The sequence below is a fragment of the Kitasatospora sp. NPDC058444 genome (assembly GCF_042721415.1).
Taxonomy (GTDB): Bacteria; Actinomycetota; Actinomycetes; order Streptomycetales; family Streptomycetaceae; genus Kitasatospora.
Map to the genome: position 1 here is coordinate 1 of NZ_JBHXLL010000025.1, position 18,151 is coordinate 18,151.

Genomic DNA, 18,151 nt, shown 5'->3' on the forward strand with positions numbered 1-18,151 from the left:
CCTGGGGGAAGACGACGCTGACGTTGTCGAGGGCGACGACGCGGGTCTCCCCCTCCCCGTAGACCTTGTTCAGGCCGGTGGCGCGGGCGGCCGCCCGCCCGGTGTGGACGGCGGTTGCGGGGAAGGTCACGTGGACTCCTGGAATGGGCTAACGGAATGTTTAACTCCGTAACATCATCCCAAGCTGTTCGAGCGCGATGTGTATGCCGCGCGGACGGTCGGCCCCCGCCCACCCGGCGGGGTGGCGGGGGCGATCTCCTCCTCAGGTATGACCCGGTCCCTGAGGACCAAGGGCCCGTCCGACGGCCCCGGCCTACTCGACCGCCACCCCGAAGGCCGCCGCCAGCCCGGCCAGGCCGTTCGTCACCGCCCGCCCGGACGGGCTGAACTCCCAGCCGCCGGCGGCCCGGCGGAACGCCCCGAGCACCATCGCGCTGTCCGGCACCCCGCCGGTCGGGCCCGCCCAGGTGTCCGGACCGCCCGCGCCCGGCCCGTACCCGGCGGCGAGAGCCAGCCCGTGCACGTAGCCGAGCGGCAGCGCCGGGTGATCCTCCTCCTCGGTGGACACGGCGACCACCACCTCCTCGACGGCGGCCGGCAGCCGGTGCAGGTCCAGCGCCAACCGGGCCGCCCGGGTCGGCTCACCCGGCACCGAGTGGGTCGGATGCAGCCGGACGGCGCCGTCCGGGTCCTGCGGGCTGTTGAAGAACACGAAGTGCTCGTCGCTCAGCACCCGGCCGCCGGCGCACAGGAAGGCGGTGACGTCCAGCTCCACCGCGTCCCCGCCGGCCGTCCGGCTCTGCCAGCTCACCGTGAGGGCGGTCTCGCCGGTCGCACGGGGGCCGCCGTTCGCGGCGGCGGCGTCGGTGGCGCCGGTCGCGCCGCCGGCGCCAGTGCCCCTCGCGGTGCCGTCGCCGAGGCGCCCGCGCAGGCCCTGCTCGGCGAGCAGCGCGACCAGCTCCGGCCCGGTCACCAGGGTCAGCGGCTTGCCCTCGATGTAGCTGTACGAGCCGCGGCCGAAGCCCGCGGTGGTGACCAGGATGCCCTTGTTCGCGCCGTGGTGGCGGACGGTGGACTCCAGGTCGCGCACCGCCGTCGGCGGGACGGTCTTCCGGTAGCGCTTCGCCTGGACCACGATCTTGCCGCCGGTCACCGGGTCCAGGTCCACGGCCACCACGTCCACCCCGACGTCGCCGCTGCGGGCCGTGGTCATCACCTCGAAGCCGCGCAGCCGGAACAGCTCGGCGATCAGGTCCTCGAAGTCCAGCGGGTCCATCTCGAACAGGTCCGGCTCGTCCTCGCCGCCGTGCCCGGCCAGGCTCCCGCCGACGCTCTGCGGCCGCCGGTCCGGGCGCACCTCGTCCAGCCGCTCCGGGCGCGCCGACAGCCGGCCGCCCAGGCCCTGGAAGCACTCCACCGGCGCCACCCGGTCCAGCGCCAGGCCCGCGAAACCGGCCCGCGTCGCGGTCAGGGTGGAGACGAAGCGCTCGGCCTCCCGGCCGGTCGCCGGGTCGATGCCGAGGACGAAGCCGTTCAGCACCACCGAGTCCAGCAGCCCGTCCCGGTCCGCCCGGAACAGCTCCGCCGCCACCCGCAGCGCGGACTGCGCCAGCACCTCCCGGTACAGCGCCTTGCGCTCCGTCGCCGGGCGGGCCACCTCGGCCTCGCGGTCGTCCGACTTCACGTACCGCACCCGGGCGGCGGCCGGCACCACGTCCGGCCCCGGCAGCTCCCAGTCCACCACCAGCTGGCGGCTCCCGGCGTCGAACGCCGCCACCAGCCGGTGCGGGAAGCCCTCCGGCCAGGCCGCCGAGGCGTACAGGCCCGCCGTGAAGTACTCCTGCACCGCCTCCGGCTCACCCGCCCGCAGCCGGCGCAGCAACTCCTCGGTCCCCGCGGCCAGTTCCTCCTGCTGCCGGCGGGACTGCTCGACCCAGGTCAGGTACTCCCGGTGGTAGGCGGCCAGCCGCTGCTGCCGGTCGGCCTCCCGGGCCTGGGCGGCGTACCAGTCCTGCTCGAACCGGGCCCGGGCCTGCGCCAGGTACTGCTCGTACTGCCGCCGCACACCCGGGTTGCGGGCCTGGACCTGGTCCGGCGGCGGCACGAAGTACCGGTCCGAGGACTGGTCCGGCATCGGCACCGGCTCGCCCAGCGGACCGGGATCGAACGACGGCACCGCCCGGGGCGCCAGCAGGGCCTGCGGACCGAAGGCCGGTGCGGCCAGCCCGGCGGCCAGCAGCCCCCTCAACTCCGCGACCCGGGCGTCCAGTTCGGCCGTCCGCCGGGCCACCTCCGCCTCCCGCGACTGCTGGTGGGCGCGCTGCGCCTCGCGCTCGTCGCGGGCCGCCGCCTTCTGCGCCTCGCGCTGCTCCCGCTCCCGGCGGCGTAGCTCCGCCTCTTCGGCGCGCCACCGGGCCTCCTCCCGGCGCTGCTGCTGTCGCTGCGCCTCCGCCCAGATCGCCAGCACCCCGCTGCTCCGCCGCCCCGACACCGTCCGTCCACCCCATTCGCTTCGCGCCGACCATCGGGCGGCCGCCGCGGCGCCGCCTCCCGGCCGCGCCGCCGACCGCGCCCGCCACAATAGAACGTGAACACCCCGCCGGGCCAAGCGCCGGTGACCTGCGGGACTTTCGGGCGGGGTGGCGGCTCCGGAGGGTGCGGCGGCCGGGGTGGCGGAAAGCCGACGTGGGCCTGTCCGGCGGTGTGTCGCCGGACAGGCCCACGGTCACCCGGCCCGTGCTGTCGCAGGGTCAGGAGGAGACGGCGTCGGCCTTCTGGATGGTCGCGCCGAGGTCGCACCAGGTGGTCGAGGTGCCGCCGGACTCGGCGCGGGTGCCGTAGTGGGTGTAGTTGCCGTAGCCCGGCTTGTAGCAGACGATCCGGCCGGTGAAGGCCGAGCCGACGCAGCGGATCGAGGCGCCGGCGTGGCCGCCGCTGCCGGTGAAGTAGGACGGCGCGTTGCAGCTCAGCGCGGTCGTGGTGGCCGAGGCCGGCGCGGCGGCCAGGACCAGGCCCGAGGCGGCGAAGGCGAGAGAGCCGGTGACGGCGGCGGCACGCTGGAGGATGCGCATGGTTGTTCCCTTCCCGGAGCGGATCGTTCGTGGGGGAGGTGCTGGTGAGGACGCTAGCCGTGCGGCTTGACGCGGTCACGTCGACTCGATGGTCCGTCGAGGGCGGCTCGACCGGACGTCCGGTCTCCGGGCCCTGGCCTGCGCGAACGCCGTTCGCGGCCGCCGCCGGGCGGCCCGCTCTGTCGGTGGTGCCGGGTAGGGTCGTCTGCTACCGACGGCAAGGAGAACCGTGACGATCCCCCCGCAGCACCCGCCTCACCCGCAGTCGCAGGCGCGCCCGGCCGGCTGGATCTCCACCGGCCTGAGCTGGCGGGACGGCCGCGCCGTGCTCGGGGCCGCGCGCGGCGCCCAGGTGCACGAGCGCGCCGTGGAGCCGGGGGCGGAGGTCGGCTGGCTGCTGGGCGGTCCGCGCCGCTGCGTCGGAGCCTGGCTGGTCGGGGCGACGGAGCGCACGCCCTGCCCGCACCACGCGGTGATCGATCCGGCGGGAGGCGCGACGCAGTGCCCGGCGTGCCAGAGCGTGGACCGCGGCCTCGCCCTCGCCCGGGACCAGATCCTCGACGACGGCCGCACCTATCTGCTCTACCTCGCCTGGTTCGGCGAGGGCCTGCTCAAGGTCGGCCTGACGGCCGAGCAGCGCGGCGACAGCCGACTGCTCGAACAGGGCGCGCTGGCCTACGCGTTCACCGCCCGCGGCGCCCTGCCGGCCGTCCGGCGCGCCGAACTCACCGTCGCCGCCTCGGGCCTGGCCCGCGAGCGGTACAAGTCCCGCCTCAAGACCGAGCAGTGGTGGTCGCACGGCGACGCCCCGCACCGCCGTACGGTGCTCGCCGAGGCCCGCGCCCAGGCGCACCGGTTGCTGGACGGCCATGCCGTGGAGCTGCTCGCCGACCGCCCGGTGGTCGACCACGTCGAGCGCTACGGTCTGGCCGACGGAGCCCCGCAGGCGTACCGGGAGATCGCCGGACTGGCCGACGGCGCGGTCCTCGCGGGCCGGCTGCGGCCGCCGGTGGGCCGGCACCTCTTCCTGGACCAGGCGGACGGCTCCGGCCCCCTGCTGCTGGACACCCGGCTGCTCACCGGCTGGGCGCTCGGCCCGGTCACCGGCCGCGGCTCCGAGGGCCTGACCCTGCGCGAGCGACTGCGTCCGCCGGAGCCGGACACCCAGGAGGCGCTGTTCTGAGGCCTCCCGGGGAACCGCCCTGACCAGCGTGGTTGCGTAAGAAAACCGCAAGGCCCTAACCTCGGCCTTGCGGTTTTAATTTGCTACCACTTTGGAGCGAGCCACGCCATGATCGCCGCCCACGAGACCTTCGACGGCACCTTCCCGTACCGACCGCACTTCAGCACGGCCGCCGGCTTCCCCATGCACTACGTGGACGAGGGCGCCGGGCCGGTGGTGCTCTGCCTACACGGTGAACCCACCTGGGGCTACCTCTTCCGCGACCTGATCCGCCGCCTGGCCCCGACCCACCGGGTGGTCGTCCCCGACCACATGGGCTTCGGCAAGAGCGCCACCCCGGCGGACCGGACCTACCGGCTGCAGGACCACGTCGACAACCTGGAGGCACTGGTCCTCGACCTCGACCTGCGTGAACTCACCCTGGTCCTGCACGACTTCGGCGGTCCGGTCGGCATGGGCCTGGCCGCCCGCCGCCCGGAGCTGATCACCCGGGTGGTGAGCCTCAACGGGCCCACGCCGTTCGGACAGCCCGGTCTCGGCGCGGCGCTCGCCGCCAACGCGGCCGAGTCCCCGTGGTTCGGCTGGATCGCCCGGGCGCACGCCGACGGCAGTCTGGACACCGTCCTCGGCGAACTCGGCTACACCATCCTCAGCACCCTGAAGCTCAACGGCTTCGAGAACAACGCCCTGATCACCGACACCTGGCTGGCCGCCTACGGCGCGGCCTTCCCCTCCCGCGCGGAGGCCGCGGGCGCGATCGGCTGGGCCGAGGGCTTCGCGACCGGGGCGCACACCTTCGAGGCCCCGAGCCCGGAGGCCCGCGCGGCGCTCGCCGCCCTGCCCGCCCTCGCCCTCTGGGGCGCAGCCGACCGCACGCTCGCCGCCCACCACTTCCTGCCCCTGTTCGCCGAGGCCTTCCCCCGCGGCCGGATCCTCCGGCTCCCCGGCGTCGGCCACTACAGCCCCGAGGACGCCCCGGACACCGTCGCCGACCAGGTGGAACGCTTCCTCGCCGAGACGAGCCGGGCGGCGTAGCCCGCCGCCCGGCTCCGGACCCCGGCCGGCCTCGGTACGCCCGGCCTCGGTACGCCCGGCCCCGGCCGACCGCTCAGCCGCTGAGCAGGGCGAGGAGCTGGTTCGCCAGCCCCAGCGCGGGCGCCGCGGCCTCGCCGAGGCTCTGGGCCACACCGGCCAGCAGGAGCAGGGTGTTGCGCCGGCTCCTCGGCTCCTCCGCGGCGGGGCTGGTCAGCACCGGCAGGGCCTCCGCGAGGCTCTGCCGGTCCGCCGCCTGGAGCCGGCTGTCCCGGGCCAGGTCGGTGACCACAGCGGCGAGCCGGGCGAACAGCGCGGCGACCTCCGGCGGCAGGGCCTGGTCGGCGGCCGGGCCGTTGTTGTGCTGGATGCCGATGTTGTTGCTGCCGCCGTGCATGGTGACCCGGTCGCCGTACTGGACGTCCGGACGCTCGTTGTCGTTCACTTGCTGACTCCCGTGTTTCCCTGGCCGCCGTAGATGTTGACGCTGTCGCCGAACTGGTACTGCCGCAGGTCCACGCTGATGGTCTGGACGACCTGCTGGAACTCGGCCTGCGGGTTCTCGATCGCGCGGGTGATGGTGGCCTGCAGTTCGAACGCCGGCTCCGCGGTGAGCCAGGCCAGCACCGCGGTCGGCGGGCCGGCCGTGTCCACGGCCAGCACGTACAGGTCGGGCCGGCGCAGCACCGGCCAGGTGAAGATCAGGAAGTAGACCGCCACGAGGATCACCGCGACGAGGACCAGCGTGCCGGACCCGGACTCCGAGGACGAGCTGTCGGCGGCCTGCGCGATCACGAACACGGGCAGGAAGACGACCAGGGCGAAGGCGAGCAGCCGCAGGAGCGCGCGGCGCCGGCCGGGCACGATCAGGGAGGTGCCGACCCGGGCCACGTTGGCCAGCGGGTACGCGGCCTGCCCGATCCAGAGAATGCGGTTGGTGACCGCGACGCGGGTGGTGGTCGGGGTGCCGCTGGGACCGCTCGCGAAGGCCGGCGGCGGGGCGGTGGGCGGGGGCGGCCCGAACGGGGCCGGTGTCGGCGGCCCGCCGGGCGGAGGCGGCGGAACGAACGGGAAGGAGCCGGTCTGGCCGGCCCGGGTCGAATCGGTAGGATCGGTCGGCTGCATGGCCATGTCCCCCAATACTGTCGTGCAGGGGAGGACAATGTGCCAGCACGGTCCGGGTCTGCACAAGTTCATTGCCGTACCCGGTAACTGACATATCGTCGGTTCGTATGCCCTGGCCCCGCCGACCGCGGTCCGTCAGCTCAGCTTGCCCCGGACCACGCCCGGGCCGGAGCGGGCCCGGCGGGACAGCGGCGGGCGGGACGGGCGGACGTCGGCGCGGGCCGGCTGCTCGGCCGCCTCCCCGGCCCGCCCGGCCAGCGCGGCCCGGGCGGCGGCCAGGGCGACCCGGGCGAGCAGCGGGTCCTCCCGGACACCGGCCGTGTGCTTGGCGCTCTGGCAGGCGGTGCACCAGACCGGCGAGGCCGGCCCGTCCGGGTACACCATCTCCTCGGGCGGCAGGTAGTGCCCACCGCACTCGACGCACTCGAAGACGAACCTCATCCGACGATCACCGTCCCGGATCCGTGGCACCGACCGCAGGGCGACCAGAAGGTGTGGACGCTGGGCACCATGCTTCCTTCCTCGTCCAGTTCGACCGTTGCCTCGGTCTTCTGGGTCCCCCCGGACCCTCCGCATCCGGCACAGGACTGAACCTCGGGCATATGCCGTCCTTCCGTTGCGGAGCACCACCGTAGCGCGATTCTCCGTCAGGAAGCACCGCCCGCGGGGATCCACCACCCGTACGGGTAGCGCGGATCGCCGCCGCGCGCCCCGTGCCGCCACGGGTGTCGGCCCCCCGCCTGAGCACCAGAGCGAGGGGCCGACCGCGGAGGGGGAGCCGTCAGCCGCGGGCGGCCCGCAGGAACTCCCGGTTCATCGCCGCGATGCTGGGCAGCGGGATGCCCTTGGGGCAGGCGGTGGCGCACTCACCGGTGTTGGTGCAGCCGCCGAAGCCCTCGGCGTCCATGGCCGAGACCATGTTCCGCACCCGGGCGGCCCGCTCCGGCGCGCCCTGCGGCAGCACGTTGAGGTGCACCACCTTGGCGGAGGTGAAGAGCATCGCCGAGCCGTTCGGGCAGGCCGCCACGCAGGCGCCGCAGCCGATGCACTCGGCGTGCTCGAAGGCGGTGTCGGCGACCTCCTTGGGGACGGGCGTGGCGTGCGCCTCGGGGGCGCTGCCGGTGGGGGCGGTGATGTAGCCGCCGGAACCGATGATCCGGTCGAAGGCCGAGCGGTCCACCACCAGGTCCTTGACCACCGGGAACGCCGCCGCCCGCCAGGGCTCGACGTCGATGGTGTCGCCGTCCCGGAAGTGCCGCATGTGCAGCTGGCAGGTGGTGGTGCGCTCGGGGCCGTGCGCCTGGCCGTTGATGACCATGCCGCAGGCGCCGCAGATGCCCTCGCGGCAGTCGTGGTCGAAGGCGACCGGCTGGTCGCCGCGGGTGATCAGCTCCTCGTTGAGGGTGTCCAGCATCTCCAGGAAGGACATGTCCGGGCTGATCCCGCCGACCTGGTAGGTGGTCATCGAGCCGGGTGCGTCCGGGCCCGCCTGGCGCCAGATGCGCAGGGTGAGGTTCATGCGTAGCTCCGCTGGGTGGGGTGGACGTACTCGAAGTCGAGTTCCTCGCGGTGGAGGACGGGGGCCGCGCCGGTTCCGGTGAACTCCCAGGCGGCGGCGTAGGAGAAGTCCTCGTCGCGGCGGGCGGCCTCGCCGTCGGGGGTCTGGCTCTCGGTGCGGAAGTGGCCGCCGCAGGACTCGGCGCGGTGCAGCGCGTCCAGGCACATCAGCTCGGCCAGTTCGAAGTAGTCGACGAGCCGGTTGGCCTTCTCCAGCGACTGGTTGAGCTCCTGCCCGGTGCCGGGCACCTTGATCCGGCGCCAGAACTCCTCGCGCAGCAGCGGGATCCGCTCCAGTGCCCGCCGGAGTCCGGCCTCGTCGCGGGCCATTCCGCACTCGTCCCACAGGAGTCCGCCGAGTTCGCGGTGGAAGGAGTCCGGGGTGCGGTCGCCGTTCACCGCGAGGATCAGGTTGAGCCGGTCCTCGACCTCGGCCTCCACCTCGGCGAGCACCGGGTGGTCGGCGGGCACGGCCGGCAGCGGGTGGCGGGCCAGGTAGTCGTTGACGGTCGGTGGCAGCACGAAGTAGCCGTCGGCCAGGCCCTGCATCAGGGCGCTGGCGCCGAGCCGGTTGGCGCCGTGGTCGGAGAAGTTGGCCTCCCCGATGGCGAACAGGCCCGGGACGGTGGTCTGCAGGTCGTAGTCGACCCAGAGCCCGCCCATCGTGTAGTGGATCGCCGGGTAGATCCGCATCGGCACCCGGTACGGGTCCTCGGCGGTGATCCGCTCGTACATCTCGAAGAGGTTGCCGTACTTGGCCTCGACGGCGTCCCGGCCCATCCGGCGGATCGCGTCGGCGAAGTCCAGGTAGACGCCCTGGCCGCCGGGGCCGACGCCGCGGCCCTCGTCACAGACGTTCTTGGCGGCCCGGGAGGCGATGTCGCGCGGCACCAGGTTGCCGAAGGACGGGTAGATCCGCTCCAGGTAGTAGTCCCGTTCCTCCTCCGGGATCTGCCCGGGCGGCCGGTCGTCGCCCTTCGCCTTGGGCACCCAGATCCGGCCGTCGTTGCGCAGCGACTCGCTCATCAGGGTGAGCTTGGACTGGTGGTCGCCGGAGCGCGGGATGCAGGTCGGGTGGATCTGGGTGAAGCACGGGTTGGCGAAGTACGCGCCGCGCCGGTGCGCCCGCCAGATCGCGGTGGCGTTGGAGTTCTTGGCGTTGGTGGAGAGGTAGAACACGTTGCCGTAGCCGCCGCTGGCGAGCACCACGGCGTCCGCGGTGTGGCTGCGGATCTCGCCGGTGACGAGGTCGCGGGCGACGATGCCGCGGGCCCGGCCGTCGACCACCAGCAGGTCGAGCATCTCGGTGCGCGGGTGCAGCTCCACGTTCCCGGCGGCGATCTGCCGGGAGAGCGCCTGGTAGGCGCCGAGCAGCAGCTGCTGGCCGGTCTGGCCGCGGGCGTAGAAGGTCCGGGAGACCTGGACGCCACCGAAGGACCGGGTGTCCAGCAGGCCGCCGTACTCACGGGCGAAGGGCACGCCCTGGGCCACGCACTGGTCGATGATCTCCACCGACACCTGGGCCAGCCGGTGCACGTTGGACTCGCGGGCGCGGAAGTCGCCGCCCTTGACGGTGTCGTAGAACAGCCGGCGGATCGAGTCGCCGTCGTTGCGGTAGTTCTTGGCCGCGTTGATGCCGCCCTGGGCGGCGATCGAGTGGGCCCGCCTGGGGGAGTCCTGGAAGCAGAACTGGACGACGTGGTAGCCCTGTTCGGCCAGGGTGGCGCCGGCCGCGCCGCCGGCCAGGCCGGTGCCGACCACGATCACGGTGTGCTTGCGCCGGTTGGCCGGGTTGACCAGCTTGGCGTCGAACCGCCGCTGGTCCCACCGCTGTTCGATCGGCCCGGCGGGGGCCTTGGCGTCGGCGACCGGCTCGCCGAGGGTGTACTCCAGGTAGCTCGCGTCCGTGCCGCTCACGTCACCGCTGCCGCTCACTTCACCACTGCTGCTCACTTCACCACTCCGGTCATCACGGCCACGGGGACGGACAGGAACCCGGCCGTCAGCACCAGGGCCAGGCCGTTCGCGATCAGCTTGAGCGCCCGGTCGCGGCGGGCGTTGTTGGCCCCGAGGGTCTGCGCGGCGCTCCAGAACCCGTGCCGGATGTGCAGGCCGACGGCCAGCATCGCGACGACGTAGAACACGTCGACGTACCAGCGGCCGAAGGAGGCCACGATGTTCTGGTACGGGTGGCCGTGCTCGGCGGCCGGGTTCACGGTCAGCGTGGTGAGGTCCAGGACGTGCCAGACGATGAACAGCGCCAGGATCACCCCGCCCCAGCGCATGGTCCTCGTCGCGTAGCTCGCCCGGCGCCGCCGGTGGACGTACCCGCTCGGGCGGGCCGCGAGGTCGCGGCGGCTCAGCTGGTACGCGGAGACGCCGTGCAGCACCACGGCGGCCAGCAGGCCGGCCCGGGCGATCCACAGGAACCACTCGTGGCCCAGGAAGGGCTGTCCGATGGTGCGCAGCCAGGCCGCGTAGCCGTTGATGTCGTCCGGGCCGAAGAACACCTTGAGGTTCCCCAGCATGTGCGCGACCAGGTACAGCAGCATGGCCAGTCCGGTGACGGCCATGACCGCCTTCTTGCCGACGGTCGACCGCCACAGGGTCGCCAGGGTGGACGGATGCCGGGCCGTCCGAGTCGCGGTTGTCATGGCTGCAACGGTAGGGACGGAGCCTTGGGTACGTCCAAGACATGATGCGGCTTGTCACGATAGGCAGTGACTATCGAAGCGGCCTATCCTGGCCCTGTGCAGCTCCAGCAACTCCGCTACTTCCTGGCCGTCGCCGAGACCCGGCACTTCACCCGGGCCGCCGAGGCGGCACACGTCGCCCAGCCGTCACTCTCGCAGCAGATCCGGTCGCTGGAGCGGGAGTTGGGCGCCGAACTGTTCCACCGCACCCGGGGCAACATCGCGCTGACCGACGCCGGGGACGCCCTGCTGCCGCTGGCCCGGCGCATCCTCGCGGACACCGAGAGCGCCCGGCTGGCCGTGCAGGAGACGGTCCAGCTGCGCCGCGGCCGGGTCCGGCTGGGAGCGCCGCCGAGCCTGTGCACCAGCCTGGTGCCGGACGTGCTGCGGGTCTTCCGGGACCGCTACCCGGGGGTGACGCTGGTGGTCCGCGAGGGCGGCTCGCGCGACCTGGTCGGCTGGCTGGCGGCGGGGGAACTGGACCTCGCGCTGATCATCACCCGGCCGAGCGGGGAGCCGGAGCCCGCGCTGGCGGTCACCGAGCTGCTGCACGAGGAACTGGTGCTGGTCGCCGCCGAGCGGCGGGCCCGGCGCAAGGTCCGGGTGACGGAGCTGAAGGGCCGGCCGCTGGTGATGTTCCGGGAGGGCTACGACGTCCGCGAGGCGACCCTGTCGGCCTGCCGGGCGGCCGGGTTCGAGCCCGAGTTCGCGGTGGAGGGCGGCGAGATGGACGCGGTGCTGGGCTTCGTCCGGGCCGGCCTGGGGCCCGCCGTCGTCCCCGGCATGGTGGCCGCCCGCTCCGGCCTCGCGGTCACCGCCTTCGCCGGGCCCGGCCTCGGCCGCACCATCGCCGTCGCGCACGGCCACGAAGTCCCCCTCACCCGCGCGGCCGAGGCCCTCCGCGACACCCTCCTCGCCCACCTGCGCGACGCCGCCCGCGCTGGCGAACTCCCCCCGGGCACCCGGCTGTTGCTGTGACGCAGGCCCGGACCGCTGGGCGGTCCGGGCCTGCGGCGGGAGGGCGTCAGGCCGGGAGGATGGTTTCGAGGGCGGTGATCAGCTCCGGGGACTCCGGGTCGACGGGCGGGCGCAGGCGGGCCACGACGGTGCCGTCGGGGGAGAGCAGGAACTTCTCGAAGTTCCAGGCGATGTCGCCGGCCTGGCCCTCGGCGTCGGCGGTCTCGGTGAGCTTGGCGTAGAGGGGGTGGCGGTCCTCGCCGTTGACGTCGATCTTCTCGAACAGCGGGAAGGTGACGCCGTAGGTGGTGGAGCAGAAGGTGCGGATCTCCTCGGCGCTGCCCGGCTCCTGCCCGGCGAACTGGTTGCAGGGGAAGCCCAGCACGGTGAAGCCGCGCCCGGCGTACCGCTGCTGGAGCCGCTCCAGGCCCTCGTACTGCGGGGTCAGGCCGCACTTGGAGGCGACGTTGACGATCAGCAGCGCCTTGCCCTTGTGGTCGGCGAGCGAGGTGGGCGTGCCGTCGAGGGTGCGCAGCGGGATGTCGTACAGGCTCACGGGGGTGGTCCTCTCGGAATGTCGTCGGGCCGGGCCTCTTCCGGGGCCACGGTAGCGGCCGTGGCCTGATCAACCGCCGTCGGCGTGCCGGTGTTCCGGGTGCGGGGGCGCGAGGGGGCGCGCGGAGCGGGTCGTCCGCCCCGCGCGACCGACCCGCGCGCGACCGGCCCCCGCGCGACCGACCCGCGCGCGACCGGCCCCCGCGCGACCGACCCGCGCGCGTTCGGAGCGCGTCGAGGGCGCCGCTCAGAGCGCCAGCGGCCTGATCGCCGTCGGGGCGTGCTCCGGGAGGGTGGCCTGCTCCTGGAACTCGTTGACCTTGTCGATGTCGGCGGCGGCCATCGAGATGTTGGTGACCCGCTCCAGGATCGCCTCGACCACGACCGGGACGCGGAACTCGGCGGCCAGCTTCTTGGCCTCCTCGAAGGCGGGCAGCAGGCCGGCCGGCTCGGTGACCCGGATCGCCTTGCAGCCCAGCCCCTCGACGACCTTGACGTGGTCGACGCCGTAGACGCCCAGCTCCGGCGCGTTGACGTTCTCGAACTCCAGGTTCACCTGGAAGTCGATGTCGAAGGCTCGCTGCGCCTGGCGGATCAGTCCCAGGTAGGAGTTGTTCACCAGCACGTGGACGTACGGGATGCGGTGCTGGGCGCCGACCGCCAACTCCTCGATCATGAACTGGAAGTCGTAGTCGCCGGAGAGCGCGACGACCTGCCCCTCGGGGTCGGCGGTGGCGACGCCCAGTGCGGCCGGGATGGTCCAGCCGAGCGGGCCGGCCTGGCCGCAGTTGATCCAGTGCCGCGGCCGGTAGACGTGCAGCAGCTGCGCGCCGGCGATCTGGGACAGGCCGATGGTCGTGACGTAGCGGGTCTCCGGCCCGAAGGCCCGGTTCATCTCCTCGTACACGCGCTGCGGCTTGAGCGGCACGTCGTCGAAGTGGGTGCGGCGCTGCAGCCGGGCCTTGCGCTCCTGGGTGGAGGCGGCCCAGGAGCTGCGGTCCTTGAGGGTGCCGGCGGCCCGCAGCTCGCGCGCCACCTCGACGAACAGCTCCAGCGCGGCCCCGGCGTCGGAGGCGATGCCGAGGTCCGGGGCGAAGATCCGGCCGAGCTGGGTGGGCTCGATGTCGACGTGGACGAAGGTGCGGCCCGCGGTGTAGACGTCCAGGCCGCCGGTGTGGCGGTTGGCCCAGCGGTTGCCGATGCCGAGGACGAAGTCGGAGGCGAGGAAGTTCTCGTTGCCGTAGCGGTGCGAGGTCTGGAGGCCGACCATGCCGGCGTTCAGCTCGTGGTCGTCCGGGACGACGCCCCAGCCCATCAGCGTCGGGACCACCGGGACGCCGGTGAGTTCGGCGAACTCCAGCAGCAGATCGGCGGCGTCGGCGTTGACGACGCCGCCGCCGGCGACGATCAGGGGGCGCTCGGACCGCTGGAGCAGCGCGACGGCCTTCTCGATCTGGGTGCGGTTGGCGGCCGGCTTGTAGACCGGCAGCGGCTGGTAGGCCTCCGGGTCGAAGTCGATCTCGGTCAGCTGGACGTCGATCGGCAGGTCGATCAGGACGGGGCCGGGGCGGCCGGAGCGCATCAGGTGGAAGGCCTGCTGGAACACGCCGGGGACCTGCGCGGCCTCCAGCACGGTGGTGGCGGCCTTGGTGACGGGCCGTGCGATGGCGGCGATGTCGACGGCCTGGAAGTCCTCCTTGTGCAGTCGGGCGACGGGCGCCTGGCCGGTGATGCAGAGGATCGGGACGGAGTCGGCGATCGCCGAGTACAGGCCGGTGATCATGTCGGTGCCGGCCGGGCCCGAGGTGCCGACGCAGACTCCGATGTTGCCGGCCTTGGCGCGGGTGTAGCCCTCGGCCATGTGGGAGGCGCCCTCGACGTGCCGGGCCAGCGTGTGCCGGATCCCGCCGGCGGCCTCGAGCGCGGCGTAGAACGGGTTGATGGCCGCGCCGGGCACGCCGAACGCGACCTCGACGCCTTCGAGTTCGAGGATCTCCACGGCCGCGCGGGCGGCTGTCATACGGGGCATCGGATCTCTCCTGCGTCGGCCCGCAGTGGCTCGGAGGGCTCATCTCTCGAATTCCACCATACGGAAGAATGGTTTCTGTATGCGAAAACACGGTAGGGCGAGGGTCGTCGGGGCGTCAAGAGGACTTCAACAGAATGTGGAAGTACGGGAGAGCGGGCGGGCCGGTCGTACGGCGGGGATTCGCACACCCGGACGGCAGTCGCGCTGCTGTACCCGGGGAAGCGGACGCTCCGCGCCGGGAAGCGCAGCCGGTGTGCAGTGGCGGTGAAGGGACGGTGCCGGGTGTGGGCCGGCCCCGCGGCGCTGGGTACCGTCGGTGGCACGCCGGGCCCGTGACGTCCAACTGAGGCCGCGGCAGGGGGGTTTGGGAGCGCCGAGGAGCGGAGGGAACTCCGCCGGTGGCCCCGTCCAGGACCAGCGTGCCCGGTCCGCCGCACCCGAGCGAGGGACGCGCCCCCCGGCCGCACCGACCCGACACCCGCCGCCGCGCTCTGGTCCGCCCGGACCCGCGGCCGTACCGCTGTCGCCGCCCCAACGCGGTCCTTTCCCCCTTCCTCGTGCTCCCCGCCCCTGCAACGGCGCGCCCGCTGCGGCGGGCGCGCGGAAGGAACGTCCCCATGTGCTGCTGCACCCCTGCCCGGTCCCTGGCGGTGACCGGGTGAACCCGCCGCCCCACCGGAGCGACAGCCCGCCGGGCCGCCTCCGCAAGCACGACCCGCCGGGCCGGCCCCGCACTCCGGCCGCCGTCCTGCGCGCCGTCCCCTGGCGCCATGACCTGCCCGCCTCACTGGTGGTGTTCCTGGTCGCCCTTCCGCTCTGCGTCGGCGTGGCCGTCGCCTCCGGCGTCCCGGCCGAACTCGGGCTGGTCACCGGGATCGTCGGCGGCCTGGTGGCCGGCCTGCTGCCCGGCAGCAGCCTCCAGGTCAGCGGTCCCGCCGCCGGGCTGACCGTCCTGGTCGCCGACGCCGTCCAGCGCTTCGGCGTCGGCGCGCTCGGCCTGCTGGTGCTCGCCACCGGCCTGCTCCAGCTGGCGATGGGGGCCCTGCGGCTCGGCCGCTGGTTCCGGGCGATGTCCGCGTCGGTGGTGCACGGCATGCTGGCCGGCATCGGCCTGACCCTGGTGTTCGGCCAGCTCTACGCACTCGCCGACCGCCGCGCCCCCGCCACCGGACCGGAGAAGATCGCCGGACTGCCGGAGCTGCTGGGCGACGTGCTGACCGCTGGCGCCAACCCGAGCGCGGTCGCCCTCGGCCTCGGCACGCTGCTGGTCCTGGTCGGCTGGAAGTACCTGCCGGAGCGCGCCGCCCGCGCCGTCCCCGCCCCGCTCGCCGCCGTCGGCCTGGCCGCCGCCGTCACCGCGGCCGCCGACCTGCCGGTGGCCCGGGTCCGGGTGGCCGGTCTGCTCGACCTGGTGCACCTGCCCGACCGCGCCGCGCTGACCTCTCTGGCCGGGCCCGCCGGGCTGGGCACGGTCGTCGCCTTCACCCTGATCGCCTCCGCCGAGACGCTGTTCAGCGCCGCCGCCGTCGACCGGATGCACCACGGCCCGCGCACCGACTACGACCGCGAACTCACCGCCCAGGGCGTCGGCAACACCGTCTGCGGACTGCTCGGCGCACTGCCTATGACGGCCGTGATCGTGCGCAGCGCGACCAACGTCCAGGCCGGCGCGCGCACCAAGGCCTCGCGGGTGCTGCACGGCGGCTGGCTGCTGCTGTTCACCGCGCTGCTGCCCGGCGCGCTCGGGCTCGTCCCGCTCACCGCGCTGGCCGCCGTCCTGGTGCACGCCGGCGCCAAGCTGGTGCCGCTGCGCCGGATCGTCGCGCTCTGCCGCGGGCACCTGGGTGAGGCGGTGGTGCTGGTGGTGACGGCGGCCGCGATCATCGCCACCGACCTGTTCGACGGGGTGCTGATCGGCGTCGGCCTGGCGGTGGCCAAGTCCGCGTGGCAGACCTCGCACCTGCAGATCGCGGTGGAGGAGCAGCCGCAGCCCACCGGGCAGCCGCTGCACCGGGTGCGGCTGAGCGGCAACGCCACCTTCCTGCGGCTGCCCCGGCTGCTGGACGCCCTGGAACGGCTGCCGGGGGACCGGCCGGTGGAACTGGACTGGTCCGGGCTGCGCCACCTGGACCACGCCTGCACGGTGGCGCTGGTCTCCTGGGCCGCCCAGCACCGGGCCCGCTCCACCGCGCCGCTGGCGGTCGAACCGCCGCTGCCGAGCGTGGCCTGACGTCTAGCCTGGTCGCTGGTTCGGGTCGGTCGGCCCGGACCGGCGACCAGTGCTGTCGACGTGCAAGGAGCGCAGAGCCGTGATCGCAGCTTTTTCGGTGACCCCGCTGGGGATCGGCGAGGACGTGGGGGAGGCGGTGGCCGCCGCCGTCCGGGTGGTGCGGGAGAGCGGGCTGCCCAACCGCACGGACGCGATGTTCACCAGCATCGAGGGGGAGTGGGACGAGGTGATGCCGGTGATCAGGGCGGCGATCGAGGCGGTGAAGGCGTACAGCGACCGGGTGAGCACGGTCATCAAGATCGACGACCGGGCCGGGGTCACCGACGGCCTCACCGCCAAGGTCGCCTCGGTCGAGCGCCACCTGGCCGCGGGCGGCCCGTCGGGCCGTTGACATCGGTCGGAGGATCGACGTCGGTCAGCGCGTCGGCGTCCGGTCGTCAGACCGCCGACGTCGGCCGGGCCGCCGGTTCGACCGCGGCGGCCGGCGGCCGGCGGGTGAGCAGGCGGTCCAGGGCGTACGGGCCGGCGCCGAGCACCGCGATGGCCAGGAAGGCGAAGCAGAACAGCACCGGGGAATCGCCCCCGTTCTGCAGGGGCAGCAGCGCGCGGGGCTGGTGGACGGTGAAGTAGGCGTAGGCCATCGCGCCGGAGCAGAGCAGGGCGGCCACCCTGGTGCCGGCGCCGAGCAGCACCAGGGTGCCGCCGACCAGGTTGATCAGCGCGGCCCACCAGCTGGGCCACTGGCCGAGCGGGACGGTGCCGCCGCCCTTGGAGGCGCCGCCGAACACGCCGAACAGCGAGGCGACGCCGTGGCAGGCGAAGAGCAGGCCGACGACGACCCGAAAGGCCGTCAGCACGACGGGTCTGGCGGCGTCGATGGCCTGCCGGGGGTGGTGGGGACGGTGTGCGGGCATGCGAAACGCCTCCTGTGGGGGAAGGAGGTGGATGGGGGGAGCGGTAAGGCTAGCTTTGGTCTAGTCCACTTGGCAATGCTCCGTCAGAGATCAGGTCTGGACCAATGCTTGCTCTTTCTTGACCGATCGATCTGGAAAGGGCTACCGTTCCCGGCATGGCGCGAACGAAGGAATTCGATCCGGACGCGGCGCTGCAGGCGGCCCTGGAGCTGTTCTGGCAGCGCGGCTACGAGGCGACCTCGATGGCCGACCTGGTCGAGCGGCTCGGCATCGCCCGGGCGAGCATCTACGCGACCTTCGGCAGCAAGCGGGAGCTGTACCTGCGGGCGCTGGAGCGCTACTGCGAGCAGAGCGACTCGGAGCGGCTGCTCGACCTCTCCCAGCCAGGTCCGGCGCTGCCGGCGGTCAGGGCGCTGGTCCGCCGGTACGCCGAGACGGACGAAGGCGACCGTCGGCGCGGCTGCTTCGTCACCAACACGGCGGTGGAGCTGGCCCCGCACGACCCGGCCGCGTCCCGCCGGGTGGAGGCGAGCCTCGACCGGCTGGAGACGCTGCTCACCGCCGCCCTGGTACGGGCCGCCGCGCAGGGCGAACTGCCCGCCGGGCGGGATCCGCGGGCGCTCGCCCGGATGCTGGTCGTGCTGCTCCAGGGCATCCGGGTGGTGGCCAAGACCGCCGACGGCGCGCCCCGGGCGCGGGACGCCGCCGAGCAGGCGCTGGCGCTGCTGGACTGACGCCGGCCGGTGCGGGCCGGCGTCCTTTGCCGGGCTCATTCTGGATCGAACGGTCTTTATAGGGGGGAGGG

General features: G+C 73.8%; 17 protein-coding genes and 1 pseudogene. 6 read left to right on the forward strand and 12 right to left on the reverse strand.

Annotation, left to right across the window (positions count from 1 at the left end):
* From ACFWP2_RS24390 to ACFWP2_RS24400, 3 genes and pseudogenes are all read right to left on the reverse strand, one after another.
* A pseudogene (locus ACFWP2_RS24390) lies at nt 1-130 on the reverse strand (ABC transporter ATP-binding protein); the annotation flags it as partial.
* A gap of 183 nt (nt 131-313) precedes the next feature.
* Nucleotides 314-2,467 (reverse strand): restriction endonuclease, encoded by a 2,154-nt coding sequence (locus ACFWP2_RS24395; protein ID WP_380454875.1) that lies wholly within the window; start codon nt 2,465-2,467, stop codon nt 314-316.
* A 283-nt stretch (nt 2,468-2,750) separates the two neighbouring features.
* Entirely contained in the window at nt 2,751-3,071 is a 321-nt protein-coding gene (locus ACFWP2_RS24400; RefSeq protein WP_380454877.1) for a hypothetical protein, read from the reverse strand.
* A 229-nt stretch (nt 3,072-3,300) separates the two neighbouring features.
* Here ACFWP2_RS24400 and ACFWP2_RS24405 point away from each other — a divergent pair, with 229 nt between their 5' ends.
* Nucleotides 3,301-4,254: a DUF2797 domain-containing protein gene (locus tag ACFWP2_RS24405; protein WP_380454879.1), complete on the forward strand. Its 954-nt coding sequence runs from the start codon at nt 3,301-3,303 to the stop codon at nt 4,252-4,254.
* Nucleotides 4,255-4,362: 108 nt separating this feature from the next.
* Complete coding sequence (locus ACFWP2_RS24410) at nt 4,363-5,289, forward strand: alpha/beta fold hydrolase (RefSeq protein ID WP_380454881.1); 927 nt, start codon at nt 4,363-4,365, stop codon at nt 5,287-5,289.
* 73 nt (nt 5,290-5,362) lie between these two features.
* Here ACFWP2_RS24410 and ACFWP2_RS24415 read toward each other — a convergent pair whose 3' ends face one another.
* The 6 genes from ACFWP2_RS24415 to ACFWP2_RS24440 all read right to left on the reverse strand — a co-directional run bounded on the left by ACFWP2_RS24415 (nt 5,363) and on the right by ACFWP2_RS24440 (nt 10,622).
* Complete coding sequence (locus tag ACFWP2_RS24415) at nt 5,363-5,731, reverse strand: hypothetical protein (RefSeq protein WP_380454883.1); 369 nt, start codon at nt 5,729-5,731, stop codon at nt 5,363-5,365.
* On the reverse strand, nt 5,728-6,417 hold the full coding sequence (locus ACFWP2_RS24420; protein WP_380454885.1) for a DUF6232 family protein: 690 nt from the start codon (nt 6,415-6,417) through the stop codon (nt 5,728-5,730). Before ACFWP2_RS24420 ends, ACFWP2_RS24415 begins: the two co-directional genes overlap by 4 nt.
* Before the next feature lie 129 nt (nt 6,418-6,546).
* Nucleotides 6,547-6,852, reverse strand: a complete 306-nt coding sequence (locus tag ACFWP2_RS24425; protein WP_380454887.1) for a hypothetical protein — start codon at nt 6,850-6,852, stop codon at nt 6,547-6,549.
* 340 nt (nt 6,853-7,192) lie between these two features.
* The gene (locus ACFWP2_RS24430; protein ID WP_360344626.1) at nt 7,193-7,930 is read right to left on the reverse strand and encodes a succinate dehydrogenase/fumarate reductase iron-sulfur subunit; all 738 of its coding nucleotides are present in this window, start codon (nt 7,928-7,930) and stop codon (nt 7,193-7,195) included.
* The gene (locus tag ACFWP2_RS24435) at nt 7,927-9,885 is read right to left on the reverse strand and encodes a fumarate reductase/succinate dehydrogenase flavoprotein subunit (protein WP_380455114.1); all 1,959 of its coding nucleotides are present in this window, start codon (nt 9,883-9,885) and stop codon (nt 7,927-7,929) included. The genes ACFWP2_RS24430 and ACFWP2_RS24435 overlap by 4 nt, the downstream gene beginning before the upstream one ends.
* A 32-nt stretch (nt 9,886-9,917) precedes the next feature.
* Nucleotides 9,918-10,622 (reverse strand): succinate dehydrogenase cytochrome b subunit, encoded by a 705-nt coding sequence (locus ACFWP2_RS24440; protein ID WP_380454890.1) that lies wholly within the window; start codon nt 10,620-10,622, stop codon nt 9,918-9,920.
* Nucleotides 10,623-10,718: 96 nt separating this feature from the next.
* On the opposite strand from ACFWP2_RS24440, the gene ACFWP2_RS24445 reads away from it, so the two are divergent.
* Complete coding sequence (locus tag ACFWP2_RS24445; RefSeq protein ID WP_380454892.1) at nt 10,719-11,639, forward strand: LysR family transcriptional regulator; 921 nt, start codon at nt 10,719-10,721, stop codon at nt 11,637-11,639.
* A gap of 46 nt (nt 11,640-11,685) precedes the next feature.
* Here the strand turns inward: ACFWP2_RS24445 and ACFWP2_RS24450 are convergent, their stop codons facing one another.
* Nucleotides 11,686-12,174, reverse strand: a complete 489-nt coding sequence (locus tag ACFWP2_RS24450; protein WP_380454894.1) for a glutathione peroxidase — start codon at nt 12,172-12,174, stop codon at nt 11,686-11,688.
* Nucleotides 12,175-12,420: 246 nt separating this feature from the next.
* Nucleotides 12,421-14,202: a glyoxylate carboligase gene (gcl, locus tag ACFWP2_RS24455; protein WP_380454896.1), complete on the reverse strand. Its 1,782-nt coding sequence runs from the start codon at nt 14,200-14,202 to the stop codon at nt 12,421-12,423.
* A 748-nt stretch (nt 14,203-14,950) separates the two neighbouring features.
* Between gcl and ACFWP2_RS24460 the strand changes: the two genes are divergently transcribed.
* Both ACFWP2_RS24460 and ACFWP2_RS24465 read left to right on the forward strand, forming a co-directional pair.
* Nucleotides 14,951-16,432, forward strand: a complete 1,482-nt coding sequence (locus tag ACFWP2_RS24460) for a SulP family inorganic anion transporter (RefSeq protein WP_380455116.1) — start codon at nt 14,951-14,953, stop codon at nt 16,430-16,432.
* Between the two features lie 79 nt (nt 16,433-16,511).
* Nucleotides 16,512-16,823 (forward strand): MTH1187 family thiamine-binding protein, encoded by a 312-nt coding sequence (locus ACFWP2_RS24465; RefSeq protein WP_360344721.1) that lies wholly within the window; start codon nt 16,512-16,514, stop codon nt 16,821-16,823.
* Nucleotides 16,824-16,869: 46 nt separating this feature from the next.
* On the opposite strand, the gene ACFWP2_RS24470 is transcribed toward ACFWP2_RS24465, so the two are convergent.
* A complete protein-coding gene (locus ACFWP2_RS24470) occupies nt 16,870-17,346 on the reverse strand; it encodes a DoxX family protein (protein ID WP_380454899.1) in 477 nt (158 codons plus the stop codon).
* A 155-nt stretch (nt 17,347-17,501) separates the two neighbouring features.
* On the opposite strand from ACFWP2_RS24470, the gene ACFWP2_RS24475 reads away from it, so the two are divergent.
* A complete protein-coding gene (locus ACFWP2_RS24475) occupies nt 17,502-18,080 on the forward strand; it encodes a TetR/AcrR family transcriptional regulator (protein WP_380454901.1) in 579 nt (192 codons plus the stop codon).
* Nucleotides 18,081-18,151 lie beyond the last annotated feature (71 nt).

Coding starts and splice junctions, on each gene's coding strand:
- ACFWP2_RS24400 (WP_380454877.1), bottom strand. CDS start 3,071: ATGCGCATCCTCCAGCGTGCCGCCGCCGTCACCGGCTCTCTCGCCTTC.
- ACFWP2_RS24410 (WP_380454881.1), top strand. CDS start 4,363: ATGATCGCCGCCCACGAGACCTTCGACGGCACCTTCCCGTACCGACCG.
- ACFWP2_RS24420 (WP_380454885.1), bottom strand. CDS start 6,417: ATGGCCATGCAGCCGACCGATCCTACCGATTCGACCCGGGCCGGCCAG.
- ACFWP2_RS24425 (WP_380454887.1), bottom strand. CDS start 6,852: ATGAGGTTCGTCTTCGAGTGCGTCGAGTGCGGTGGGCACTACCTGCCG.
- ACFWP2_RS24430 (WP_360344626.1), bottom strand. CDS start 7,930: ATGAACCTCACCCTGCGCATCTGGCGCCAGGCGGGCCCGGACGCACCC.
- ACFWP2_RS24440 (WP_380454890.1), bottom strand. CDS start 10,622: ATGACAACCGCGACTCGGACGGCCCGGCATCCGTCCACCCTGGCGACC.
- gcl (WP_380454896.1), bottom strand. CDS start 14,202: ATGCCCCGTATGACAGCCGCCCGCGCGGCCGTGGAGATCCTCGAACTC.
- ACFWP2_RS24470 (WP_380454899.1), bottom strand. CDS start 17,346: ATGCCCGCACACCGTCCCCACCACCCCCGGCAGGCCATCGACGCCGCC.
- ACFWP2_RS24475 (WP_380454901.1), top strand. CDS start 17,502: ATGGCGCGAACGAAGGAATTCGATCCGGACGCGGCGCTGCAGGCGGCC.